At 60.0% G+C, this 25,839-nt stretch carries 19 protein-coding genes and 1 pseudogene; 12 read left to right on the top strand and 8 right to left on the bottom strand.

All coding sequences use genetic code 11. The annotated features are described in order from the left end of the window. Positions 1-7 precede the first annotated feature (7 nt). Positions 8-1,453: pseudogene (locus tag ACIOYV_RS32495) on the bottom strand (3-hydroxyacyl-CoA dehydrogenase NAD-binding domain-containing protein); the annotation flags it as partial. Between the two features lie 687 nt (positions 1,454-2,140). Next, positions 2,141-2,578, bottom strand: a complete 438-nt coding sequence (locus tag ACIOYV_RS32490; protein ID WP_163909237.1) for a hypothetical protein — start codon at positions 2,576-2,578, stop codon at positions 2,141-2,143. Positions 2,579-2,682: 104 nt separating this feature from the next. Between ACIOYV_RS32490 and ACIOYV_RS32485 the strand changes: the two genes are divergently transcribed. Continuing rightward, positions 2,683-3,120, top strand: coding sequence for a universal stress protein (locus tag ACIOYV_RS32485; RefSeq protein ID WP_054054300.1), 438 nt, complete (start codon positions 2,683-2,685; stop codon positions 3,118-3,120). 194 nt (positions 3,121-3,314) lie between these two features. Here the strand turns inward: ACIOYV_RS32485 and ACIOYV_RS32480 are convergent, their stop codons facing one another. After that, complete coding sequence (locus ACIOYV_RS32480; RefSeq protein ID WP_265044302.1) at positions 3,315-5,234, bottom strand: ATP-binding cassette domain-containing protein; 1,920 nt, start codon at positions 5,232-5,234, stop codon at positions 3,315-3,317. Between the two features lie 214 nt (positions 5,235-5,448). Here ACIOYV_RS32480 and ACIOYV_RS32475 point away from each other — a divergent pair, with 214 nt between their 5' ends. Further along, positions 5,449-7,377 carry a transglycosylase SLT domain-containing protein gene (locus tag ACIOYV_RS32475; RefSeq protein ID WP_054615614.1) on the top strand — a complete coding sequence of 643 codons (1,929 nt, stop codon included), beginning with the start codon at positions 5,449-5,451 and terminating at the stop codon, positions 7,375-7,377. Between the two features lie 86 nt (positions 7,378-7,463). On the opposite strand, the gene ACIOYV_RS32470 is transcribed toward ACIOYV_RS32475, so the two are convergent. Then, positions 7,464-9,272, bottom strand: coding sequence for an ABC transporter transmembrane domain-containing protein (locus ACIOYV_RS32470; protein WP_401330489.1), 1,809 nt, complete (start codon positions 9,270-9,272; stop codon positions 7,464-7,466). Positions 9,273-9,529: 257 nt separating this feature from the next. Here ACIOYV_RS32470 and ACIOYV_RS32465 point away from each other — a divergent pair, with 257 nt between their 5' ends. After that, the gene (locus ACIOYV_RS32465; RefSeq protein ID WP_054054311.1) at positions 9,530-9,709 is read left to right on the top strand and encodes a PA1571 family protein; all 180 of its coding nucleotides are present in this window, start codon (positions 9,530-9,532) and stop codon (positions 9,707-9,709) included. A 184-nt stretch (positions 9,710-9,893) separates the two neighbouring features. Here the strand turns inward: ACIOYV_RS32465 and pdxB are convergent, their stop codons facing one another. Further along, on the bottom strand, positions 9,894-11,036 hold the full coding sequence (gene pdxB / locus ACIOYV_RS32460) for a 4-phosphoerythronate dehydrogenase PdxB (RefSeq protein WP_401330485.1): 1,143 nt from the start codon (positions 11,034-11,036) through the stop codon (positions 9,894-9,896). Positions 11,037-11,345: 309 nt separating this feature from the next. Between pdxB and ACIOYV_RS32455 the strand changes: the two genes are divergently transcribed. Beyond that, entirely contained in the window at positions 11,346-12,755 is a 1,410-nt protein-coding gene (locus ACIOYV_RS32455) for an MATE family efflux transporter (protein WP_054615618.1), read from the top strand. Here ACIOYV_RS32455 and tusA read toward each other — a convergent pair. Both tusA and rlmM read right to left on the bottom strand, forming a co-directional pair. Further along, positions 12,752-13,003: a sulfurtransferase TusA gene (gene tusA / locus ACIOYV_RS32450; RefSeq protein WP_054054315.1), complete on the bottom strand. Its 252-nt coding sequence runs from the start codon at positions 13,001-13,003 to the stop codon at positions 12,752-12,754. The two genes, ACIOYV_RS32455 and tusA, sit on opposite strands and share 4 nt — an antisense overlap. A gap of 116 nt (positions 13,004-13,119) precedes the next feature. Beyond that, the gene (rlmM, locus tag ACIOYV_RS32445; protein WP_054054317.1) at positions 13,120-14,193 is read right to left on the bottom strand and encodes a 23S rRNA (cytidine(2498)-2'-O)-methyltransferase RlmM; all 1,074 of its coding nucleotides are present in this window, start codon (positions 14,191-14,193) and stop codon (positions 13,120-13,122) included. Positions 14,194-14,416: 223 nt separating this feature from the next. Here rlmM and acnA point away from each other — a divergent pair, with 223 nt between their 5' ends. The 3 genes from acnA (at position 14,417) to ACIOYV_RS32430 (ending at position 20,247) form a co-directional block, all read left to right on the top strand. After that, positions 14,417-17,158, top strand: a complete 2,742-nt coding sequence (acnA, locus tag ACIOYV_RS32440) for an aconitate hydratase AcnA (RefSeq protein ID WP_054054319.1) — start codon at positions 14,417-14,419, stop codon at positions 17,156-17,158. Positions 17,159-17,786: 628 nt separating this feature from the next. After that, entirely contained in the window at positions 17,787-18,578 is a 792-nt protein-coding gene (locus tag ACIOYV_RS32435; protein ID WP_401330480.1) for a lysostaphin resistance A-like protein, read from the top strand. 103 nt (positions 18,579-18,681) lie between these two features. Then, positions 18,682-20,247 (top strand): methyl-accepting chemotaxis protein, encoded by a 1,566-nt coding sequence (locus ACIOYV_RS32430; protein WP_401330477.1) that lies wholly within the window; start codon positions 18,682-18,684, stop codon positions 20,245-20,247. Between the two features lie 193 nt (positions 20,248-20,440). Here ACIOYV_RS32430 and ACIOYV_RS32425 read toward each other — a convergent pair whose 3' ends face one another. Continuing rightward, positions 20,441-21,118 carry an alpha/beta family hydrolase gene (locus ACIOYV_RS32425; protein ID WP_401330474.1) on the bottom strand — a complete coding sequence of 226 codons (678 nt, stop codon included), beginning with the start codon at positions 21,116-21,118 and terminating at the stop codon, positions 20,441-20,443. Between the two features lie 109 nt (positions 21,119-21,227). On the opposite strand from ACIOYV_RS32425, the gene ccoN reads away from it, so the two are divergent. The 5 genes from ccoN to ACIOYV_RS32400 form a co-directional block, all read left to right on the top strand. After that, positions 21,228-22,652 (top strand): cytochrome-c oxidase, cbb3-type subunit I, encoded by a 1,425-nt coding sequence (ccoN, locus tag ACIOYV_RS32420; RefSeq protein ID WP_163909227.1) that lies wholly within the window; start codon positions 21,228-21,230, stop codon positions 22,650-22,652. 10 nt (positions 22,653-22,662) lie between these two features. Further along, positions 22,663-23,271, top strand: a complete 609-nt coding sequence (gene ccoO, locus ACIOYV_RS32415; RefSeq protein WP_054054093.1) for a cytochrome-c oxidase, cbb3-type subunit II — start codon at positions 22,663-22,665, stop codon at positions 23,269-23,271. Between the two features lie 5 nt (positions 23,272-23,276). Then, positions 23,277-23,477, top strand: coding sequence for a cbb3-type cytochrome oxidase subunit 3 (locus ACIOYV_RS32410; RefSeq protein ID WP_401330469.1), 201 nt, complete (start codon positions 23,277-23,279; stop codon positions 23,475-23,477). Next, entirely contained in the window at positions 23,474-24,427 is a 954-nt protein-coding gene (gene ccoP, locus ACIOYV_RS32405) for a cytochrome-c oxidase, cbb3-type subunit III (protein ID WP_401330466.1), read from the top strand. The genes ACIOYV_RS32410 and ccoP overlap by 4 nt, the downstream gene beginning before the upstream one ends. A 481-nt stretch (positions 24,428-24,908) precedes the next feature. After that, a partial coding sequence (locus ACIOYV_RS32400; protein ID WP_401330463.1) for a cbb3-type cytochrome c oxidase subunit I occupies positions 24,909-25,839 on the top strand: 931 nt, incomplete at its 3' end.

Here is a 25,839-nt window from a genome sequence, read left to right as displayed (position 1 = left end):
TTTTCTAGGCGTAGGCAACGGTGGTGGCAACGGCCAGCTCGCTGGACTTCTCGCCACGGATCACTTCAACCAGCGGCATCATGTGCACCGGGTTGAAGAAGTGCATGCCGACGAAGTTTTCCGGACGCTTGAGGGCTTTGGCCAGCAAGGTGATGGAAATGGTCGAGGTGTTGGACGCGAGGATGGTGTCCTCTTTGACGTGACCTTCGACTTCAGCCAGTACGGCTTGCTTGACCTTAGGGTTCTCGACGACCGCTTCGACCACCAGATCCACGTGACCGAAGTCACCGTAGGACAGGGTTGGACGAATGCCGTTGAGCACTTCAGCCATTTTCGCCGGGGTCATGCGACCTTTATCAACGCGACCGACCAGCAGCTTGGCGGCTTCAGCCAGGCCTTGCTCGATGCCGTGCTCGTTGATGTCCTTCATCAGGATCGGCGTACCTTTGGAAGCCGACTGATAAGCGATACCGCCACCCATGATGCCGGCGCCCAATACGGCAGCCTGCTTCACGTCGCGAGCGATTTCGTCGTAGGCCTTGGCCTTTTTCTTCAGTTCCTGATCGTTCAGGAACAGACCGATCAAGCTCTGCGCGGCAGAGGTCTTGGCCAGTTTGACGAAACCGGCAGCTTCGACTTCCAGCGCCTTGTCACGACCGAAGTTCGCGGCTTTCTGGATGGTCTTGATCGCTTCAACCGGCGCCGGGTAGTTCGGGCCAGCCTGACCGGCCACGAAACCTTTGGCGGTTTCGAAAGCCATCATTTGTTCGATGGCGTTCAGTTTCAGCTTTTCCAGCTTCGGCTGACGCTTGGCCTTGTAGTCAAACTCGCCGGAGATGGCGCGTTTGATCAGTTCCAAGGCGGCTTCCTGCAGTTTTTCAGGTGCAACCACTGCATCGACTGCGCCAACTTTCAGCGCGTCTTCAGGACGGTTTTCCTTACCAGCGGCAATCCACTCGATGGCGTTGTCGGCACCGATGATGCGCGGCAGGCGCACGGTGCCGCCGAAGCCCGGGTAGATGCCCAGTTTGACTTCTGGCAGACCGATCTTGGCCTTGGTGGACATGACGCGGTAGTCCGCCGCCAGGCACATTTCCAGACCGCCGCCCAGGGCAATACCGTTGATCGCGGCGACCGTCGGGACATTGAGGTCTTCGAAATCGCTGAAAATCTTGTTGGCTTCGAGGTTGCCAGCGACAAGCTCTGCATCAGGCAGCTTGAAGTTCTCGACAAATTCGGTGATGTCGGCGCCGACGATGAACACGTCCTTGCCACTGCTGACGATCACACCCTTGATCGAAGCATCTGCCTTGATGGTGTCTACGGCCTGACGCAATTCGTTCAGGGTTAGACGGTTGAACTTGTTGACGGACTCACCCTTGAGATCGAACTTCAGTTCGACGATGCCACTTTCAAGAGCCTTAACCGTGATGGCTTTACCTTCGTAAATCATCAACTGATCTCCACGATATGGAAGCTGAACAGTACACGTCGGACGCAGGCGAATGGCTCGGCAGGACGCTTTTCGTCGATGCTAACGCCAATCCACCCGGCACACCCGCCAACGCGATAGTCGGGATTCTGTAGGAGCGCTCTGGAATACAAACGCTCAATTCATACGCCCGTTTGATTTGGGTACGCCACCTTCACGGAATTTCCGGCAATTGTCAATCGCCCAAAATGCTGGTTGAAACGCGACTTTGCAGTCATTTCCGTAAGACGAAGGTTCACAACACGCAGGTGCATGTGAGGCCATTCATAGAATCAATAGTTAGAAAAGTCGCCCTAATTCACGGCAACCTGCGTTTAAGCAGCTACGCTGGCGGGACATTGAGGAAAAAATTTGAACACTTTTGGCGAATACCCGGCGTAAGATCAGCGCCACAAAGATTTCCGGCCTGCCTGGCCAACCCCAGCCCGATGATGATGTCGGGCTTTTTATTGCTCACACAAATGCACAAATCCATGTAGCAACTGCCGAGCTTGCGAGGCTGCGTTCGGCTGCGCAGCAGTCGCCATTGTGATCGCCAGGTACTTCAGGGTAATCGCACTGGCCGGGATTACGACGACTTCGTCGCCGAACGCAGCCTCGCAGGCTCGACAGCTGCTACGGGTTGCGCTCATATCTGGCATTACGGTTTCAGGCGAGAGCTTTCAGTGTGGCGTCGATTTGTTGCAAAACCTCGGCTTCGCCCTTCTCGCCCCAATACAAAAAGATCATCTGCTTGTCCGCTTCGATCTTGTAGACGTTGGCCGGCAATTTTTCGAAATGATTGAGCAGCGTCCGATCCTCACAGACCTCCTGCCACTGATTGACCCAGACGCCCGGAGCTTTCTGCCAGTAACTCCAGCACTTCGGCTGATTGCCTCGGCGTGGCCGATGGTACTGCGCACACGGGCTCGGCGGCTCCTGACTTAGCCAGTGCGGCCACTCCTGCGGCGCCAGTTGCATGGCTAGGCCGATGCGTCGCGCTTCCATTCGCAAAGCCATGCGGCCGCTCTGGTGGCGCGACGGCCGCAACCATGCGAGCGGACTCAGTACCACCAGCAGGATTGACACCACTATCCAGACCGTCATATCTGTACTCCCGATTCTTGATGAGCGCTTTGAGTCACTTTGGAACCATCGCGCTTGAAACCAGCCATACTTACCAATATCGCAATCCTCAGGAGGAGCACCTCATGCCCTACCACCATATTCTGGTCGCTGTAGATCTAACCGAAGAGTGCGATCCTGTTATCCACCGCGCTCGCGAACTGTCGGTGAGCAACGGTGCGAAGCTGTCCCTGGTGCACATTGTCGAGCCGATGGCCATGGCCTTTGGCGGCGACGTGCCGATGGACCTGTCCCAGTTGCAGCAGCAACAGTTCGACCAAGCCAAGGAGCGCCTGGACCGACTGATCCTGAAGTACCCGGAGCTCACCAAGGAATACAGCCACCTGACTTACGGCCAGCCGCGCCAGGAGATTCACCACCTGGCCAAGGAACAGACCTGCGACCTGATCGTGGTAGGCAGTCATGGCCGGCACGGTCTGGCGCTGCTGCTCGGCTCGACCGCCAACGATGTGTTGCACGGTGCGCCTTGCGATGTGCTTGCGGTGCGACTGGTCAAAAGCTGACAACCCCGACTTCCCTTGTGGGAGCGAGCCTGCTCGCGAAGGCGGCCTTACAGTCAACATTGATATCGACTGACAGGCCCTCTTCGCGAGCAGGCTCGCTCCCACAATGAATCGGTGTCGCCCAGTAGATCGCATTCCATACGAAAAGCCCGGCGTTCATCTCTGAACGCCGGGCTTTTTTATTGCAGGATCATTCAGGCATCCAGCTCGGCCCAACGCTCGACCATTACGTCGAGTTCAGCCTGCAATTGCTCAAGCTGAGCAATCACCGCCGCCGTTTCGGTAGCCGGACGCTGATAGAACGCCGGATCCGCCATTTGCGCTTCAACAGCCGCAATCTGCGTTTCCATGGCTTCGATCTGGCCTGGCAGCATTTCCAGCTCGCGCTGATGCTTGTAGCTGAGCTTCTTCTTCGCCACTGGCGCTTCGACTACAGCAGCGACTGGCGCCGCTTCGGCCGTCACGACAGCGGAGGTCAGGTCGGCCTTGCCGGACTTGCTCTCGGTCACGCCCAACAGGCGCGGCGAACCGCCCTGACGCAGCCAGTCCTGATAACCACCGACGTACTCGCGAACCTTGCCTTCACCTTCGAAGACCAGGGTGCTGGTTACGACGTTGTCGAGGAATGCCCGGTCGTGACTGACCATCAGCACGGTGCCGTTGAAGGTCAGCAAGACCTCTTCCAGCAACTCGAGGGTTTCGACGTCGAGGTCGTTGGTTGGCTCATCGAGCACCAGCAGGTTTGCCGGTTTGCTGAACAGCTTGGCCAGCAACAGACGGGCACGCTCACCACCGGACAGCGCCTTCACCGGCGTGCGGGCACGCTGCGGGCTGAACAGGAAGTCGCCGAGGTAGCTCAGCACGTGACGGCTCTGACCATCGATATCGATGAAGTCGCGACCTTCGGCCACGTTGTCGATCACGGTTTTTTCCAGGTCCAGCTGATGGCGCAATTGGTCGAAGTACGCCACGTCGATGCGCGTCCCCTCTTCCACGGTGCCGCTGGTTGGTTGCAAGCCGTTGAGCATCAGTTTCAGCAAGGTGGTCTTGCCGGTACCGTTGGCGCCGAGCAGGCCGATACGGTCGCCGCGCTGCAGGACCATCGAGAAGTCCTTGATCAGGAACGGGCCGCCCGGGTGAGCGAAACTCACGTTCTCGAGGACCATTACCTGCTTGCCTGACTTGTCAGCGGTGTCCAGCTGAATATTGGCCTTGCCGGTGCGCTCACGACGCTCGCTGCGCTCGTTGCGCAAAGCCTTGAGGGCACGCACGCGGCCTTCGTTACGGGTGCGGCGCGCCTTGATGCCCTGGCGGATCCAGACTTCTTCCTGGGCCAGTTTTTTGTCGAACAGCGCGTTGGCCGTGTCTTCAGCCGCCAGCGAGGCTTCTTTGTGCACGAGGAAACTGGCGTAGTCGCCGTTCCAGTCGATCAGGCCACCGCGATCCAGTTCGAGGATGCGGGTCGCAAGGTTCTGCAGGAATGAACGGTCGTGCGTGATGAACAGCACGGCGCCCTGGAAATCCTTCAGCGCTTCTTCAAGCCAGGCAATCGCACCGATGTCCAAGTGGTTGGTCGGTTCGTCGAGCAGCAGCAGGTCCGGTTCGGAAACCAGAGCCTGGGCCAGCAGGACGCGGCGACGCCAGCCGCCGGACAATTCGGCGAGGGTCTTGTCGGCAGGCAATTGCAGACGGCTCAACGTGCTGTCTACCAATTGCTGCAAACGCCAGCCGTCGCGGGCTTCGAGGTCGTGCTGGACGTGCATCAACTTGTCCAGGTCGGCGTCGGTGACGATGTTCTGGCTCAGGTGGTGATACTGCGCGAGCAGCTCGCCCACACCGTCCAGACCCTCAGCCACAACGTCGAACACGGTCCGCTCGTCGGCTACCGGCAATTCTTGCGGCAATTCGCCAATCTTGAGGCCGGGTGCGCGCCAAACGGAGCCGTCATCGGGCTTCTGGTCGCCCTTGACGAGCTTCATCATGCTGGACTTGCCAGTGCCATTGCGGCCGATGATGCACACCCGCTCACCACGGGCGATCTGCCAGGACACCTTGTCCAACAACGGCGTAGAGCCGAAAGCAAGGGACACATCGCTGAATTTGAGCAGGGTCATGAGCTTCTCCAAAAACCGGGCGCGCATTCTACCTGACTTGAGGCTTCAGAAGGCCGGCAATTTCACCTCTGTAGCACTCTGCATGACAATTGTTGCGATCTTGCACCGGCAGGCCGGCAAAGCTTTCGCCGGTTGCTGGCAAAAGGCTAAGCTACAGATTATTCAGTGCCGATCCTGTCAGCACTTGTCATGATTTTTTCTGCCCGGATGTCTCATGCGCAGTCGCCTTTTCAGTCTTTTATCGTGTTTGCTTCTTTCTGCCACTGCTGCTCAATCAGTCCAGGCGGTGGACTTGTCCACCCAACGCCAGTATTACGATGAAGCCAAGCGTGCCTTGGCCAAGGGTGATTCCGAGCCCTATTTCCGCTATAGCCAGGCGCTCAGCGATTATCCGCTGGAGCCGTATCTGGCCTATGACGAACTGACCGCGCGCCTTAAAACCGCCAGCAATGCCGAGATCGAGAAATTTCTCGCCGAACACGGTGATCTGCCCCAGGCCAACTGGATGAAACTGCGCTGGTTGCGTTGGCTGGCGGATCGCGGTGACTGGGCGACTTTCGTCAAGTACTACGACCCCAAGCTGAATTTCACCGAATTGGACTGCCTGAACGCGCAGTACCAAATCGGCCATAACCTCAAGCCCCAAGGCTACGCCAACGCCGAAAAGCTCTGGCTGACCGGCAAATCGCAACCCGCCGCCTGTGATGGCCTGTTCGGGATCTGGGCCGCCGAAGGTCAACTGACCGAACAGAAACGCTGGGAACGCACCAAACTTGCGGCCCAGGCACGCAACTATCCACTGGCCAACAGCCTGGTCAGCGGCCTGACCACCCTCGCCCCGCGCGGCCGTTTGTTGGTAGATGTGGCGCAGAAACCCGAGCTGCTCAATCAGCCGTCGCGGTTTGCTCCGGCCGATGAGCCGATGTCCGACATTGTCAGCCTCGGCCTGCGTCGCCTGGCCAAACAGGACCCGGACAAGGCCATGGACCTGCTCGACGGTTACGCCACCAGCATGCACTTCTCCCGTGATGAGAAAGTCGCCATTGCCCGGGAAATCGGCCTGACCCTCGCCCGACGTTTCGACCCGCGCGCGCTGGACGTCATGACCAAGTACGACCCGGAACTGCGCGACAACACCGTGTCCGAATGGCGCCTGCGCCTGCTGCTGCGTCTGGCCCGTTGGGACGATGCGTATCAATTGACCCGACGTTTGCCGCAGGACCTGGCGACCACCAACCGCTGGCGCTACTGGCAGGCTCGCAGCCTGGAACTGGCGCAGCCGCAAAATCCGGAAGCGCAGACGCTGTACAAGGGCCTCGCCCGCGAGCGGGATTTCTACGGTTTCCTCGCAGCCGACCGCTCGCAACTGCCCTATTCGCTGCTCAACAAACCGCTGGTGCTGAGTCAGGCGTTGATCAACAAGGTGCGTAACACCCCGGGTGTGCGTCGCGCCCTGGAATTCCACGCCCGTGGCCAGATTGTCGACGGTCGTCGCGAGTGGTATCACGTCAGCCGTCATTTCAACCGTGACGAAATGGTTGCCCAGGCGAAACTGGCCTATGACCTGAAATGGTATTTCCCGGCGATCCGCACCATCAGTCAGGCGCAGTACTGGGACGACCTGGACATCCGTTTCCCGATGGCCCACCGCGACACCCTGGTGCGTGAAGCCAAGGTCCGTGGCTTGCATTCGAGCTGGGTGTTCGCCATCACTCGCCAGGAAAGCGCCTTCATGGACGACGCCCGCTCCGGCGTCGGCGCCAGTGGCCTGATGCAACTGATGCCCGGCACCGCCAAGGAAACCGCGCGCAAGTTCAGCATTCCCCTGGCCTCGCCGCAGCAAGTGCTCGACCCGGACAAGAACATCCAGCTCGGCGCCGCTTACCTGAGCCAGGTCCACAGCCAGTTCAACGGCAACCGCGTCCTCGCCTCCGCCGCCTACAACGCCGGCCCCGGCCGCGTGCGCCAATGGCTGCGCGGTGCCGATCACCTGAGCTTCGACGTGTGGGTGGAAAGCATCCCGTTCGACGAAACCCGCCAGTACGTGCAGAACGTATTGTCGTACTCGGTGATCTACGGCCAGAAACTCAACTCACCGCAGCCGCTGGTGGATTGGCATGAGCGGTATTTTGATGATCAGTGATCGTTCCTTGATCTTGTTCTGAGCCGCTAACAAAAATGCCCGCATCGACTGATGCGGGCATTTTTTATGGCGCTCTACTTGGTCGGTTACTTGGTCGCTACTGGGTCGGTTACTGGGTCGGTATGCGCATCTGGGCCATCACTAAACTGCAATGCCGCCAACCGCGCATACAGCGCATTGCTTGCCACCAACTCCTGATGCGTCCCCACCGCCACCAGTTTCCCTTGGTCCATCACTGCGATGCGGTCGGCGTTTTTCACGGTGGCCAGGCGGTGGGCGATGACCAGGGTGGTGCGGTTTTTCATCAGGCTTGGCAGGGCTTGCTGGATCAGGTGTTCGCTTTGGGCGTCGAGGGCGCTGGTGGCTTCGTCGAGCAGCAGGATCGGTGCATCGACCAGCAGCGCCCGGGCGATGGCCAGGCGTTGGCGTTGGCCGCCGGACAAACCGAGGCCGCCGTCGCCGAGGTGGGTCTGGTAGCCGTGGGGCATTTGCTCGATGAAGTCGTGGGCGTAGGCGATTTTCGCCGCTTCCTGGACTTGAGCCAGGGTTGCGCCTGGATTGCCGTAGCGGATGTTTTCTTCGATGCTGCCGAAGAACAGCGCCGGATTTTGCGAGACCAGGGCGAAGCAACGGCGCAGGTCGAGCGGATCAAGCTGCGTCAGCGGCACGCCGTCGAGCAGGATGCGGCCTTCGGCGGGGTCGTAAAACCGCAGGAGCAGGTCATACACGGTGGACTTGCCCGCACCGGACGGCCCGACCAGCGCGAGGGTTTCGCCCGCATTGATCGTCAGATTCAGGCCATCGACGGCAAAGCTTTCAGGACGCGACGGGTAGGAAAAGCGCACATCCTGCAACTGCAGATCGCCCTTCACCCTTTCAGGCAAGGTCACCAGTCCGCTGGTCGGTGGCTGGATGATGTTTTCCGAACGCAGCAATTCGGCGATCCGCTCCGCCGCCCCGGCCGCGCGCTGCAATTCGCCGATGACTTCGCTCAACGTGCCGAAGGCGCTGCCAACGATCAGGCTGTAGAAGACAAATGCTGCCAGTTCCCCACCGGAAATCCGTCCGGCGATAACGTCCATGCCACCGACCCAAAGCATGACGCCCACCGCGCCCAGCACCAGCACGATTACCAGCGTGATCAGCCACGAACGCTGGACGATGCGTTTGCGCGCGGTATCGAAAGCCTGTTCCACGGTCAGCGCAAAGCGTTTTTCGTCCTGGACCTGATGGTTGTAGGCCTGCACGGTTTTGATCTGGCCGAGGGTTTCGGACACGTAGCTGCCGACATCGGCAATCCGGTCCTGGCTCTCGCGCGACAGGCTGCGTACCCGGCGACCGAAGATCAGGATCGGCGCGATCACCAGCGGCAAGGCGATCACCACGATGCTGGTGAGTTTGGGGTTGGTGATAAACAGCAGCACGATCCCGCCAATGACCATCAGCAGATTGCGCAAAAACAGCGACAGCGACGAGCCGATCACCGATTGCAGCAGCGTGGTGTCAGCAGTCAGCCGTGACTGGATTTCGGAGCTGCGGTTGTCTTCGTAGAAGCCCGGATGCAGGTACACCAGATGATTGAACACCTGGCGCCGAATATCCGCGACGACCCGCTCGCCGATCCACGACACCAGATAGAAGCGCGCAAAAGTGCCGACCGCCAGGGCGAGCACCAACACCATGAACAGACCAATGGTCTGGTTGAGCAAATGCGGTGACTGGGTCATGAAACCCTGATCCACCAACAGACGAATGCCCTGGCCCATGGACAAGGTGATGCCGGCGGTGACGATCAACGCCAGCAAGGCACCCAGTGCCTGTAAGCGATATGGCACGAGAAAACGACTGGCCAGACGAATGGCGCGACGGTGACGGGAAGAGAGCATCGGGTTCATCCAGGTTCGCGATAGAAGCGATTGATGGGGCCAGCCTACACACTCAATGGGGTGGAACTCTGTAAATCACAATGAGTCAGGTTAATTATGTCCGCCAAGACTAGCGGCTAGACGCTATTGGTCTAAAGTCCGGGTGGCAACACTGCGGGATTTCTGGTGGACTGGAGTTGTCGCTTGGGAGAGACCGCAGGGAGTTGTCACAGCCCGGTCACCTGGCGGTTTTAGAGTAAGCACACAACCTGATGAGGAGACAGGCCATGTCCTTGCAAAACAGCAGCGAAGACAAGATTCAAGTGATCCGCACACAGCCAGACCAGTCTCTGGGTTGCTCGATTATCGATGAGGACGGGCACGAAGTACCGATCACTGAAGGCATGATCCAGGACGCCTGCCGCGAACTGGAGAAGCGATTGGTCAAGCCTGCCGAACAAGAGTGATATAGCCACCGTCTTCTTGACCCGGCCCAGGTTGGCCGGGTTTTTTATGGGTGATTATCCGGACATTGTGGTGCGGCTTTCGCGGGCAAGCCTCGCTCCTACAGATTTGAGTTGCCCAACTGTTCAACTAACGACACAAACCCTGTAGGAGCGAGGCTTGCCCGCGAAGGGGCCAACTCGGTATTCAGACCGCCGAAGCACCAAGGGCCGCCACGATCTTTTGCAACGCCAACGAATCCCCCTCAATCCGCACCTGCAACCCATCAATCTCCCGGCGCGGCGGATAGTTCTTGCGCAGCGCATCAAACGCCGCACGCTGTTCACTCACATTGCCTACAAGGCTGCGGCGGAAATCCGCATCGTCGCGGCGCGGGTCGTACACGACCCGGCACAACATCGCCAGCGCCCAGGCCGGGTCGCTGTCAGCGTGCAAGGTCACTTGCGTCAACCATGGCGCGGGCAGCAAATCACTCAGGCTGACCTGGGCCGGTTGACCGAGGAAGTCGCAATACTCCTGATAGATCTGCGCCGTGCCGCGCTGTTTGCCGTCGAGGCTGTAGCCGGCGATATGCGGTGTTGCCAACACGCAAAGGTCAGCCAGTGCCACGTCGACCTCGGGCTCGCCTTCCCAGACGTCCAGCACCGCTTGCAGGTCTTCACGCTGCAGCAACACCTGGCGCAGGGCCGCGTTATCCACCACCGGGCCACGGCTGGCATTGATCAGCCAGGCGCCGGGCTTGAGCCGGTTCAAACGGGGCTTGTCGAACAGGTGCCAGGTCGCCTGAGCACCGTGCTTCTTCAACGGCGTGTGCAGGCTGATCACGTCGCACTGCTCGATGATCTGCTCAAGGCTGACAAAATCGCCGCCCTCCGCTGCTTGCCGGGGCGGATCGCACACCAGCACGTTCCAGCCCAGGCCTTGCAGGACCTTGACCAGCCGCCCGCCCACTTCGCCGGCACCGACCACGCCGTAAGTGCGTTGAGTCAGGTCGACACCTTCGATTTCGGCGAGAGTCAGCAGACTGCCGAGCACATAGTCGACCACGCCCCGGGCATTGCAGCCGGGTGCGCTGGACCAGGTGATGCCGGCCTGTTGAAAGTAATCCAGGTCCAGATGATCGGTGCCGATAGTGCAGGTACCGACAAACCGTACCTTGCTGCCTTCGAGCAACGCACGATTGACGTTGGTCACCGAGCGCACCAGCAGTACATCGGCCTGCTCGACCATGGCGCGGTCGATGGAACGCCCCGGCACCCGGCGTATTTCGCCGAAACCCTGGAAAAAGGCGTCGAGCAGCGGGATATTTTCGTCGGCAACAATCAGCATGGCGAGGCTCCTTTGGCGGATCGGCAGTGTAGTTGCAGATGACCTGTCACGCCTAGCACGCATCCCCGGTAGGAACCATGTAGGAGCCATGTAGGAGCTGACGAGTGAAACGAGGCTGCGATCTTTTGACTTTGCTTTTTAAAAAACAAGATCAAAAGATCGCAGCCTCGTTTCACTCGTCAGCTCCTACGGGGGATGTGCGGTAGTAGGAAAGGATTACAAATCCCTAACACAGCGCTTTTCCTGACCAGTGCGTCAACGGGGTAGAATGCGCCGCCCTGCGCCTCAAGTACCCTGGACGTTTCGCTCGTGAATTCCGTGACTGATCACCCCGCTGCAACTCCCCTCACCCGCCCGGCCCGGATTCGCCTGGAGCTGAAGACCCTGCTCGCACTGGCGTTGCCGATCATGATCGCGCAACTGGCGACCACCGCCATGGGCTTCGTCGATGCGGTGATGGCCGGCCGTGTCGGTCCCCGCGACCTGGCCGCCGTAGCGCTGGGCAACTCGATCTGGGTCCCGGTGTTCCTGCTGATGACTGGCACGCTGCTCGCGACCACGCCGAAAGTCGCCCAGCGTTTCGGTGCCGGGACTCACAACGAGATCGGCCCGATCGTGCGCCAGGCGTTGTGGCTGGCGCTGGTGGTGGGGTTGATGGCGACCGGCATGCTGATCGCCGCCGAACCGATCCTTCACATCATGAAGGTCGATCCCGAGCTGATCGGCCCGTGCATGCAATACCTGCACGGCATCGCCGCCGGTTTGCCAGCGGTTGCGCTGTACCACGTGCTGCGCTGCTACAGCGACGGCATGGGCCGCACGCGTCCGGCGATGATCCTCGGTTTGTGCGCCCTGGCGCTAAACATCCCGCTGAACTACGTATTCATTTATGGCCACTTGGGCGTGCCCGCCATGGGCGGCGCCGGCTGCGGCTGGGCGACGGGGATTGTGATGTGGTTCATGGCCCTCGGCATGATCGTCTATACACGCTGGGCACCGGCCTACCAGAAAAGCGAGCTGTTCAGCCGCTTCGACTGGCCACAATGGTCGGTGATCAAACGCCTGCTGAGCATCGGCCTGCCGATCGGCATCGCGGTGTTCGCCGAATCGAGCATCTTCGCGGTGATTGCCCTGTTGATCGGCAGTCTCGGCGCGACCGTTGTGGCCGGACACCAGATCGCGCTGAACGTCAGCTCCCTGGTGTTCATGATCCCCTACTCGCTGGGCATGGCCGTCACCGTGCGCGTCGGTCAGGCACTGGGTCGCAATGAACCGCGTGAAGCGCGCTTCGCTGCCGGCGTCGGCATGGGCACCGCGCTGGCGTATGCGTGCCTGTCGGCGAGCATGATGTTGTTGCTGCGCGAGCACATTGCCACGATCTACACCGCCGACCCGACGGTGATTCATGTGGCGGCGATGCTGATTGTGTATTCGGCGCTGTTTCAGTTTTCCGATGCGATCCAGGTCACGGCGGCCGGTGCATTGCGCGGTTATCAGGACACGCGGGTGACGATGATCCTGACCTTGTTCGCGTATTGGGGGATCGGCTTGCCGGTGGGTTACGCCCTGGGCCTGACCGATTGGTTCGGCGCGCCGAGCGGCCCGAGCGGGCTGTGGCAGGGTTTGATCGTGGGCTTGAGTTGCGCGGCGCTGATGCTGTCGATCCGCCTGACGCGCAGTGCACGCAAGCGGATTCGTATCAGCCAGTCGATGGGTTAAGCGAGTTTCTTGCGGATCCAGTAGAGGTAGGTGCCTGCCTCTTCGTGCTGCGCCACCAGTTCGTGGTCGAGAAACACACAGAACTTGGGAATGTCGCGCCGGGTCGACGGGTCGGTGGCGATCACCTTGAGCAAGCCGCCGGGCGCCAGGTCACGGATGTGCTGGTGCAACATCATCACCGGCTCCGGGCAGTTGAGACCAGTGGCGTCGAGGGTGCCGTCTACCGGCGTATCAAGCATTTCACTCATGATTCACTCCTGAAACTGGCCGGCATTGTCGCGCATTGCCGGGTGTTCGGTCATCTGTCTCATAACACCGCCCCGCTCCTACAGGGTTGGGTGGCGCCCCGCAATACGGGCGCGGCTCAGCGGGACTTGGGTTTCTTCACGTCAATCCGGCGCAAATGGCAGGTCACTTCTTCGCGGTCGTGGTACAGCTGCTTGCAGCCGATCTCGACCTTGATCCCGCGTTCCTTGAAGCCATCGGCGATGCGTTCGAGCAAGCGCTTCACTTCCGCGTAACGCTGTTTCATCGGCAGCTTGAGGTTGACCACCGCTTCGCGGCAATGGCCTTCACCAATCCACTCTTCGAGCATCGCGGCGTTGCGCGCCGGTTTCTCGACGATGTCGCAGACCATCCAGTCCACCGGTTGGCGCGGCTTGAAGGTGAAGCCGTCGGCCATCAAGTGTTGCACCAGGCCGGTGTCCATCAGGCTTTCGGCCATCGGACCGTTGTCGATGGCGGTCACCAGCATGCCACGGTTGACCAGTTGCCAAGTCCAGCCGCCCGGCGCGGCGCCGAGGTCAACACCAGTCATGTCGCTGTGCAAGCGCTCGTCCCACTGATCACGCGGGATAAAGTGGTGCCAGGCCTCTTCCAGCTTCAGCGTTGAACGGCTTGGCGCGTCACGCGGAAACTTCAAACGTGGAATGCCCATCGGCCACATCGCCGAGTTATTCGACTCAGCCAGGCCGACGAACACTTCACGACCGCTTTTGAAGGTCAGCAACAGGCGCGGCTTGCTGGCGTCTTCCACCAGTTTGCCGGCCGCCATCAGTGCCTTGCGCAGGTGGCCTTCGAATTTCTTGCAGAAGTTCGACAGTTCCTTGCCATCGTTGGTGTCGACCATTTCCAGCCACAGGCTGCCGCACACCGGGAAATCGACGATGTGCGCGAGGATCACGCTGATGCGATCGGTTTCCGGCAGGTCGATGAAAATCCCGCGCGCCCATTGGCGCGGGAAGATCAGCTCGGCAAAGCGCTGGCCGCGCATCAGGCGCTCGGCGCCGTCTTCTTCGGTGCAGATGAATTCGGCGCAGGCGCTGGCGGTCTTGGCCTTGGCGTAACCGGCCACGTTCAGCCGCGCGGCGTGTTCGGCAATCTCGGAACAGACTTCGCCTTCGAAGCCCGGCCGGCAATGCATAAATAGGGTGTTCATTCTTACTCCTGGGCAGATGGCGAGGAATTCAGCCACTGCGCGATGCCCAGGCTTGCGGTGAAGCAAAGCCTGTCACGAAAACCGGCGCATGATAGCCGAGTTCGGAACCTTGGACTTGTCGATAGAGTCCAGTTATTAGCCAGCTACTTAAAACAGGGCTAGGTTTAATGCTCTGTTTGTCCCGTCAGTCCGTAGCCGTGCGGACCCAAAGGAGTCATTTCAAATGCCGTCCCTCGATAGCCTGAAAACCCTTAAAACCTTACAAATAGACGACAAGACCTACCATTATTTCAGTCTGCCCGACGCTGCCAAGAGCCTCGGTGATCTCGACAAGTTGCCGATGTCGTTGAAAGTCCTGCTGGAAAACCTGCTGCGCTGGGAGGACGAAAAAACCGTCACCGGCGCCGACCTCAAGGCCATCGCGGCCTGGCTCAAGGAGCGTCGCTCCGACCGCGAAATCCAATACCGCCCTGCCCGCGTATTAATGCAGGACTTTACCGGCGTACCCGCCGTGGTCGATCTGGCCGCCATGCGCGCCGCGATGGCCAAGGCTGGCGGCGACCCGCAGCGCATCAACCCGCTGTCGCCGGTAGATCTGGTGATCGACCACTCGGTGATGGTCGACAAATTCGCCAGTTCCAGCGCTTTCGAACAAAACGTCGACATCGAAATGCAGCGCAACGGTGAGCGTTACGCGTTCCTGCGCTGGGGCCAGAGTGCCTTCGACAACTTCAGCGTGGTGCCGCCGGGCACCGGGATCTGTCACCAGGTCAATCTGGAATACCTCGGGCGCACGGTCTGGACCAAGGATGAGGACGGTCGCACTTATGCGTTCCCCGACACCCTGGTCGGCACCGACTCCCACACCACCATGATCAACGGCCTCGGCGTACTCGGCTGGGGCGTGGGCGGGATCGAAGCGGAAGCGGCGATGCTCGGCCAACCGGTGTCGATGCTGATTCCGGAAGTGATCGGTTTCAAACTCACCGGCAAGCTCAAGGAAGGCATCACCGCCACCGACCTGGTGCTGACCGTCACGCAGATGCTGCGCAAAAAAGGCGTGGTCGGAAAATTCGTCGAGTTCTACGGCGACGGCCTCGCTGACCTGCCGCTGGCCGACCGCGCGACCATCGCCAACATGGCTCCGGAATACGGCGCGACTTGCGGCTTCTTCCCGGTCGATGATGTGACCCTGGAATACTTGCGCTTGTCCGGGCGTCCGGCCGAAGTGGTGAAACTGGTCGAGGCCTACACCAAGGCCCAGGGCCTGTGGCGCCTGCCGGGCAAGGAACCGATCTTCACCGACAGCCTGGAACTTGACATGGGCTCCGTCGAAGCCAGTCTCGCCGGGCCGAAACGCCCGCAGGACCGTGTCTCGCTGCCGAATGTCGCCCAGGCTTTCAGTGACTTCCTCGGCCTGCAAATCAAACCCACCAGCAAAGAAGAAGGACGCCTGGAAAGTGAGGGCGGTGGCGGTGTCGCGGTGGGTAACGCGGACATGGTCGGCGAGGCGGACTACGAGTCTGACGGTCATACCTACCGACTGAAAAACGGTGCGGTGGTAATCGCTGCAATCACGTCCTGCACCAATACCTCTAACCCGAGCGTGATGATGGCGGCCGGGTTGGTGGCGAAGAAAGCCGTGGAGAAAGGCCTGAAACGCAAACCGTGGGTCAAGAGTTCATTGGCACCGGGTTCGAAAGTGGTCACCGATTACTACAAGGCTGCGGGCCTGACGCAGTACCTCGATGAACTGGGTTTTGCCCTGGTCGGTTATGGCTGCACCACTTGCATCGGCAACTCCGGGCCGTTGCCGGAACCGATCGAGAAAGCCATCCAGAAAGCCGATCTGGCGGTGGCGTCCGTGTTGTCCGGCAACCGCAACTTCGAGGGCCGCGTGCATCCACTGGTGAAAACCAACTGGCTGGCGTCTCCGCCGCTGGTCGTCGCCTATGCGCTGGCGGGTACGGTGCGGATCGACATCAGCAGCGAATCCCTGGGTGATGACAAGGACGGCAACCCGGTTTTCCTGCGGGACATCTGGCCGAGCACCAAAGAGATCGCCGACGCAGTGAATCAGGTCAACACCGCGATGTTCCACAAGGAATACGCCGAGGTGTTTGCCGGGGACGAGCAGTGGCAGGCGATTGAAGTGCCACAGGCAGCGACTTATGTGTGGCAGGAGGATTCGACGTACATCCAGCATCCGCCGTTCTTCGATGACATCGGCGGGCCGTTGCCGGTGATTCAGGACGTGAAAAAAGCCAACGTGCTGGCGCTGCTCGGCGATTCAGTGACCACCGACCACATCTCCCCCGCTGGCAACATCAAGGCCGACAGCCCGGCCGGTCGTTACCTGCGCGAGAAAGGCGTGGAGCCACGGGACTTCAACTCCTACGGCTCCCGTCGCGGCAACCATGAAGTGATGATGCGCGGCACCTTCGCCAACATCCGCATTCGCAATGAAATGCTCGGCGGCGAAGAAGGTGGCAACACCATTTATATTCCGACCGGTGAGCGACTGCCGATCTACGACGCCGCCATGCGCTATCAAGCGTCGGGCACGCCACTGGTGGTGATCGCCGGGCAAGAATACGGCACCGGGTCGAGCCGCGACTGGGCGGCCAAGGGCACCAATCTTCTGGGGGTGAAAGCGGTCATCGCCGAAAGCTTCGAACGGATTCACCGCTCCAACCTGGTGGGCATGGGCGTGTTGCCGCTGCAGTTCAAACTGGATCAGAACCGCAAGAGCCTGAACCTGACCGGCAAGGAAACCGTGGATATCCTCGGTTTGACCGGCGTCGAGGTCACACCGCGCATGAACCTGACCCTGGTGATCACCCGTGAAAACGGGACCACTGAGAAGGTCGAGGTGTTGTGCCGGATTGATACGCTGAACGAAGTCGAATACTTCAAGGCCGGGGGGATTTTGCATTACGTGTTGCGACAGCTGATTGCCTCATAAGCACCGCAGCTGACAAAGACACCGCCTCCGGGCGGTGTTTTTGTTTGTGCTGAGAAGTGAACAAAAATACCCTGCGCACCAGCGATCAATTGTGGGAGCGGGCTTGCTCGCGAAGGCGGTGCATCAGTCGCCTTAAATGTTGAATGACACACCGCATTCGCGAGCAAGCCCGCTCCCACAAGGGGAAATGTGTTGAACACAAACTCTCCGAACAACACCGATCCATTGTGGGAGCGAGCTTGCTCGCGATGGCGTACTGACAGGCGGCATCGATGTTGGCTGTAATCGCCTCATCGCGAGCAAGCTCGCTCCCACAGGGGTTATGTGTCGAACAAAAATCTCCCGAACAACACCGATCTACTGTGGGAGCGAGCCTGCTCGCGAAAGCGTACTGACAGTCAGCATCAATGTTTATGCTATGCACCCTTCGCGAGCAGGCTCGCTCCCACAAAGGGTCATGTGTCGAACACCAATCTCCTGAACAACACCAATCCACTGTGGGAGCGAGCTTGCTCGCGATGGCGTACTGACAGGCGGCATCGATGTTGGCTGTAATGGCCTCATCGCGAGCAAGCTCGCTCCCACAGGGACCGAGGCGCCCACAAATTTTCGGACACAAGGATTTCACATGCCCGCTCTGCCATGGCTCTACCTGGCACTCCTCTCCCTCGGTTATGCCCTGGCCCTGATCTACGGCCATCTCGGTTGGCTGGCGGCTATCTCCGTTTCCCTGCTGCTGTTCGCCGGTTTCGCCGTGCGCCAGCAAAAGGTTCCAGTTGCCCGCTACCTCGGTCACGGTTTGTTTATCGTTCTGGCGCTGGCGCTGGCGATGCACTGGCTGCCCGGTTTCTACAATGGTCGCGCTATCGACCCACAGCGTTTCACCGACGATGCCGTGCCGTTCTCCATGTATCTGAACCAGGACAAACCGCTGATTGGTTTCTGGTTGTTGCTGGTGTGCCCATGGATTGTCGGCCGGCGCTCGCTGCAGCTGTCCATTTATGCCACAGCGTTGGCGCTGACCTTGAGCATCGTCCTAGCGTTGGGTGGCGCGTTGTTGCTAGGTGTGATCAGTTGGGCGCCGAAGTGGCCGGACCAAGCCTGGCTCTGGGTCTTGAATAACCTGCTGCTGGTAACGCTGGTAGAGGAAGCGCTGTTTCGCGGCTACATCCAAGGCGGTCTGAGTCGGCGTTTCCAACACCTGCCCTACGGTGAAAACCTCGCCCTGCTGCTGGCTTCGCTGCTATTCGGCCTGGTGCATTTGGGCGCAGGTTGGCAATGGGTGTTACTGGCGAGCCTGGCGGGTGTCGGCTATGGTCTGGCGTACCGATTTGGCGGGTTGGGTGCGGCCATCGCCACCCATTTCGGCTTGAACCTGCTGCATTTCGGCCTCTTCACCTACCCGATGCTTGCCGGCTGACGCAACGGTCGTTTTGCGACGCGCTGCTGATTATTGAAATTTAATTTCAATAAATCCCTGACCACGCCGACAACCTCTCAAAGCCTCACGGATTGAAATAGCCATGCGTAACAACCAACCCATTACACAACGCGAACGGACCTTCCCGGCTCAGCAACGGTTGATTTCCACGACCGACGCCAAAGGCGTGATCACTTACTGCAACGACGCCTTCGTCGAAATCAGTGGGTTTTCCCGTGAGGAGCTGATCCGTGCGCCGCACAACCTGGTTCGTCACCCTGACGTACCGGCGGCGGTGTTCGCGCACATGTGGGGTACTTTGAAACAAGGCTTGCCATGGATGGGCATCGTCAAGAATCGCTGCAAGACCGGTGATCACTACTGGGTCAACGCCTATGTCACACCGGTTTTCGAAGGCAATCAGGTGGTCGGCTACGAGTCGGTGCGGATCAAACCCACCGCCGAACAGATCGGCCGGGCCGAAGCGCTCTACCAGCGCATCAACCAAGGCAAGTCGGCGATTCCTTCGTCAGACAAATGGCTGCCGGTCCTACAGGACTGGGTACCGTTTATTCTGGTCAGCCAACTGAGCTTCATGATCGGTGCCTCGCTGAACTCCCAATGGGGTTTTGCCTTGGCGGCCGCTCTTTCCGTGCCACTGGGCCTGCTGGGTCTGAGCTGGCAACAGCGCGGCCTCAAGCGCCTGCTGGTCCTGGCCGGGCAAACCACTTCCGACCCGCTGATCGCGCAGATGTACACCGACAGCCGTGGCGCCCAGGCGCGTCTGGAAATGTCGATCCTCAGCCAGGAAGCACGCCTGAAAACCTGCCTGACGCGTCTGCAGGACACCGCCGAGCACCTGACCGAACAAGCGAAGCAGTCCGACACTCTGGCGCACAACAGCTCCAGCGGTCTGGAACGTCAGCGCGTCGAAACCGAACAAGTCGCTACCGCGGTCAACCAGATGGCTGCTACTACCCAGGAAGTCGCCAGCCACGTGCAACGCACCGCTGACGCCACCCAGGAAGCCAATCGCCTGACCAGTCGCGGTCGCGACATCGCCGGGGAAACCCGCGAAGCCATCCAGCGCCTGTCGGTGGTGGTCGGTGAAACCGGTCTGACCGTGACGCAATTGGCCAAGGACAGCGACGAAATCGGTGGCGTGGTCGATGTGATCAAAGGCATTGCCGACCAGACCAACCTGCTGGCACTCAACGCCGCTATTGAAGCAGCGCGCGCCGGTGAAATGGGTCGCGGTTTCGCGGTCGTCGCAGACGAAGTGCGGCAACTGGCGCAACGTACCAGCGAGTCGACCGGGCAGATCCATGCGCTGATCGCCAAGCTGCAACAGACCGCCAATACCGCCGTGCAGACCATGGACGCCGGGCATCGCCAGGCCGAAGAAGGTGTGGCGCGGGTTCTGGAAGCGGATCAGGCATTGATCGGCATCAGCGAAGCGGTGGCTCACATCACCGACATGACCACGCAGATTGCCGCCGCGACCGAAGAGCAAAGCTCGGTGGCCGAAGAAATCAGCCGCAACATCAGCAACATCTCGCAACTGGCGGACCAGACCTCGGAACAGGCGCAACACTCGGCGTTGCTGAGTGAAGAACTGACCAAGACGGCCAGCACCCAGTACTCGTTGGTGGAGCGGTTTAACCGCTGATTGATGCTGGAAAGACAAAACCCGGACAGCGAAAGCTTCCGGGTTTTTTTGTCTCTTTGAAAGTGAGGGTGCCTGTGCGGGCCTCTTCGCGGGCAAGCCTCGCTCCTACAGGTTATCAGTGTCCGCATGAACGGCGCCCAACCCGTAGGAGCGAGGCTTGCCCGCGAAGAGGCCACTCGCTACACCGCAAAAATCACTGAAGAAACGACGCCACTTTCCCCGCCGCAGCCGCCAAATGCTGCTCATGACTAAACCCGGACACCTTCAACGGCTTCAAATCATGATCCCCCGCCACCAGCCAGAACACCTCGATGCTCGGCGACAACGCGTAATCCTCGACCGCCTCACGATTGCCCAACGCATCCCGCTCGCCCTGCACAATCAAGGTCCGGGTCTTCAGCCCGGCCAGATGCTCGACTCGCGGTTTTTCCGGTTTACCCACCGCATAGAACGGATAACCCAGGCACACCAGCGCATCCGCACCCAATTCATCCGCCAGCAGACTCGCCATTCGCCCGCCCATGGACTTGCCGCCAATCGCCAAACGCCCAGTGACATGGCGTCGCACCTCGGCATACACCTCACGCCAGCATTCCAGCAGTTTCGGTGCCGGATTCGGCGGGCGTTTGCCGCCATCGAGGCGCCGTTGCGCCATGTAGGGAAACTCGAAGCGCAGCACGTTGACGCCAAGTGCGGCAAGGCGCGCAGCCATGTCGTTCATCCAGCCGCTGTCCATCGGCGCACCGGCACCGTGGGCGAGGATCAGCGTCGTCGATGACGGCGCCGAAGCCGCATCCCACAACCAGCCATGTTCGGCCACGCACCGCCCCCATTGATCCCCGTCAATACTGGCCTTGTGCTCTTTGTCCATGCTTGCCTCGCTTTTAGTCTGCCTATAACTCCAGGCGAAGGGAGCGCTTGTCTTGCGGCTTACTCGCGAAGACACGCCTCTACTTCGGCTGAACCGTGGATGGGGAACCATGAACACTTCTATCAGTACCGCCTACAACTACAAGGTGGTCCGCCAATTCGCCATTATGACGGTGGTGTGGGGCATCGTCGGCATGGGCCTCGGGGTTTTTCTCGCGGCCCAATTGGTCTGGCCCGAACTCAACTTCAATTTGCCGTGGACCAGCTTCGGCCGCCTGCGCCCATTGCACACCAACGCGGTGATCTTCGCCTTCGGCGGCTGCGCCCTGTTCGCCAGTTCGTTCTACTCGGTGCAACGCACCTGCCAGACCCAACTGTTTGCTCCGAAAATCGCCCAGTTCTGTTTCTGGGGCTGGCAACTGGTGATTGTCCTCGCGGCCGTCAGCCTGCCGCTGGGTTACACCAGTTCCAAGGAATACGCCGAGCTGGAATGGCCGATCGACATTCTGATCACCATCGTCTGGGTCGCCTACGCCATTGTGTTCTTCGGCACACTGGCCAAGCGCAAGACCAAGCACATCTACGTCGGCAACTGGTTCTTCGGTGCGTTCATCGTCACCGTGGCGATCCTGCACATCGTCAACAACCTGGAAATCCCGGTCAGCCTGACCAAGTCCTACTCGCTGTACGGCGGCGCGACTGACGCCATGGTGCAGTGGTGGTACGGCCACAACGCGGTGGGTTTCTTCCTGACCGCCGGCTTCCTCGGGATGATGTACTACTTCGTGCCGAAACAGGCCGAGCGTCCGGTGTACTCGTATCGCTTGTCGATCGTGCACTTCTGGGCCCTGATCACCCTGTACATCTGGGCCGGCCCGCACCACTTGCACTACACCGCGCTGCCGGACTGGGCACAGTCGCTGGGCATGGTGATGTCGCTGATCCTGCTGGCGCCAAGCTGGGGCGGGATGATCAACGGCATGATGACGCTCTCGGGCGCCTGGCATAAGTTGCGCAGCGATCCGATCCTGCGTTTCCTGGTGGTCTCCCTCGCGTTCTACGGCATGTCGACCTTCGAAGGGCCGATGATGGCGATCAAGACCGTCAACGCCCTCTCCCACTACACCGACTGGACCATCGGCCACGTTCACGCCGGCGCGCTCGGCTGGGTGGCGATGATTTCCATCGGTGCGCTGTATCACATGATTCCGAAAATCTTCGGTCGCCCGCAGATGCACAGCCTCGGTTTGATCAACGCGCACTTCTGGCTCGCGACCATTGGCACCGTTCTGTACATCGCTTCGATGTGGGTCAACGGCATCGCCCAGGGCCTCATGTGGCGCGCTGTCAACGAAGACGGCACGCTGACCTACTCCTTCGTCGAAACCCTGGTGGCCAGCCACCCAGGCTTCGTCGTGCGGTTGGTGGGCGGCGCGATCTTCTTCAGCGGCATGTTGCTGATGGCCTACAACACCTGGCGCACCGTGCGGGCCTCGCAGCCTGCCGAAGCCGCCGCTGCCGCGCAGATGGCCTGAGGAGTCCGCCATGAAACACGAAACAATCGAGAAAAACGTCGGCCTGCTGCTGTTGCTGATGGTCCTGGCCGTGAGCATCGGCGGTCTGACGCAGATCGTCCCGCTGTTCTTCCAGGACGTGACCAATAAACCGGTGGAAGGCATGAAACCCTACACCGCGCTGCAACTGGAAGGTCGCGACATCTACATCCGTGAAGGCTGCGTTGGTTGCCACTCGCAGATGATCCGGCCGTTTCGCGCCGAAACCGAACGTTACGGGCACTACTCGGTGGCCGGTGAAAGCGTCTGGGATCACCCGTTCCTGTGGGGCTCCAAGCGCACCGGACCGGACCTGGCCCGGGTCGGTGGCCGCTATTCCGAAGACTGGCACCGCGCGCATTTGTACAACCCGCGCAACGTGGTGCCGGAATCGAAAATGCCGGCCTACCCATGGTTGGTCGCCAATCAACTCGACAGCAGCCACACCGAAACCAAGATCAAGGCCATGCGCACCCTCGGCGTGCCCTACAGCGACGACGACATCAGCGGTGCCGTCGCCTCGCTCAAGGGCAAGACCGAGATGGACGCGCTGGTCGCCTACCTGCAAGTGCTCGGCACTGCCATCAAGAGCAAGAGGTGAGCCATATGGTCTTTGAAATGAGCAGTGGAATGATCCGCGGCCTCGGCACGGTCGTGGTGTTCGTGGCCTTCGTCGGCCTCGCGTTGTGGGTGTTCAACAGCAAGCGCAGCCCGGAATTCGCCGAAGCACGTTTGCTGCCGTTCGCCGACGAACCGCTTCCCGACGACGCCACCCAAGAACCTGAAACAAGGAGTACCCGGCCATGACCACCTTTTGGAGTACGTGGATCTGCGTACTGACCATCGGCAGCCTGATCGGCCTGACCTGGCTGCTGGTCGGCACCCGCAAGGGCGAGACCAAGGGCAGCGTCGACCAGACCATGGGCCACAGCTTCGACGGCATCGAGGAGTACGACAACCCGCTGCCGCAGTGGTGGTTCATGCTGTTCGCCGGCACGCTGGTGTTTGCCGTGGGTTATCTGGTCCTGTATCCGGGCCTGGGCAACTGGAAAGGCATCCTGCCGGGTTACGAGGACGGCTGGACCGGCGTCCATGAGTGGGAAAAGGAGATGAACAAGGCCGACGCCAGGTTCGGACCGATCTTTGCCAAATTCGCCGCCATGCCGGTGGAAGAAGTCGCCAAGGACCCGCAAGCGCTGAAAATGGGCGGTCGCCTGTTTGCTTCCAATTGCGCGGTGTGCCACGGCTCGGATGCCAAGGGCGCCTTCGGCTTCCCGAACCTGGTCGACAGTGATTGGCGTTGGGGCGGCGATGCCGACATGATCAAAACCACGATCATGGGCGGACGCATGGCGGCGATGCCGGCCTGGGGTGAAATCCTCGGCGAGGCTGGCGTGAAAAACGTCGCCGCGTATGTGCGTCACGAACTGGCCGGTCTGCCGCTGCCCGCCGACAGCAATGCAGACGTGCAAGCCGGACAGCAATTGTTCAGCACTACTTGCGTAGCCTGTCATGGGGCAAATGGCCACGGCACTGAAGCCATGGGCGCGCCGAACCTGACGCACCCGGCCGGATTTATCTACGGTTCAAGCCTGGCGCAACTGCAACAAACCATACGTCATGGCCGCCAGGGCCATATGCCGGCGCAGAACGAATTGCTCGGCAACGATAAGGTGCAATTGCTGGCGGCTTACGTTTTCAGCTTGTCGCAGGGTCTCAGCACCGAGCGTTTGCAGGCTGAAGGCAAAAGCGAATAATTCTTGACCGCTCTGCTGCCGCATTCTCCCGGATGCGGCAGTTCCCCGCTTCTTTGCGACCCATTGTCGCACCCTCCTTCAGTCTCCCTTTCGGTTCCCCGGAATCGGGTCTACGCTTGCTCGATGCGGACTGGCAAAGTACCGGTTCCAGGTCGACCTTAGCCGATGTGTTCGACGAATCTGCTCGATGACAGGCCGCAAAGGCTGGTAGATACCGGCTGTCGTGCAAAATGCCTTCTGTCACCTGAACCTTGCGTTTGAACACACCCCGTTACAACTGACCTGAACCCCTCGCCTTTTTCTTCCGCTGCGACATTTTGTCCGGGGGCAATTTTGTCCTTACGCGGTGCATGGAAAGGCCGCAGAATCAGCTTCTGAAAGCATTGACCCAGGTCATGGTGCGTTGCAATGCCCCCCTGCTTTCTACATACTTGCGGCCGATTTTTATCCTAATAAAACACCCAAACCGTGGAACCTTAGAATGAGCACAGCAATCAGTCCGACTGCTTATAACTATAAGGTAGTCCGCCAGTTCGCCATCATGACGGTGGTCTGGGGGATCCTTGGCATGGGGCTTGGTGTCTTCATCGCCTCACAGCTTGTATGGCCGGAATTGAACTTCGGTCTGCCGTGGACGACTTTTGGACGCTTACGCCCGTTGCACACCAACCTGGTGATTTTCGCCTTCGGTGGTTGTGCACTGTTTGCCACTTCTTATTACGTCGTGCAGCGAACCTGCCAAACGCGACTGATTTCCGACAGCCTCGCTGCCTTCCACTTCTGGGGTTGGCAAGCGGTGATCATCGGCGCGATCGTGACCTTGCCGCTGGGTTACACCACCACCAAGGAATACGCCGAACTGGAATGGCCGCTGGCTATTCTGCTGGCCATTGTCTGGGTCGTTTACGGCCTGGTGTTCTTCGGCACCATCGTCAAGCGCAAGACCAAGCACATCTATGTGGGTAACTGGTTCTACGGCGCGTTCATCGTCGTGACCGCGATGCTGCACATCGTCAACCACATGTCGCTGCCGGTCAGCCTGTTCAAGTCCTACTCCGCCTACTCGGGTGCGACGGACGCGATGATCCAGTGGTGGTACGGCCACAACGCGGTGGGCTTCTTCCTGACCACCGGCTTCCTGGGGATGATGTACTACTTCGTTCCGAAGCAGGCCGAGCGTCCGATCTACTCCTATCGCCTGTCCATCGTGCACTTCTGGGCGCTGATCACCCTGTACATCTGGGCCGGTCCGCACCACTTGCACTACACCGCACTGCCGGATTGGGCACAGTCCCTGGGCATGGCGATGTCGATCATCCTGCTGGCTCCGAGCTGGGGCGGCGCGTTGTTTCGAACGACCGTCACGGTAGATCACGTAGTCGCGAGCGACTTTCTGCTCGCCGGCACGCATC

Origin of the sequence: Pseudomonas sp. NPDC087342 (assembly GCF_044744265.1) — a bacterium.
GTDB lineage: Bacteria > Pseudomonadota > Gammaproteobacteria > Pseudomonadales > Pseudomonadaceae > Aquipseudomonas > Aquipseudomonas nunensis.
This window is presented reverse-complemented; position numbering and strand designations above follow the sequence as displayed.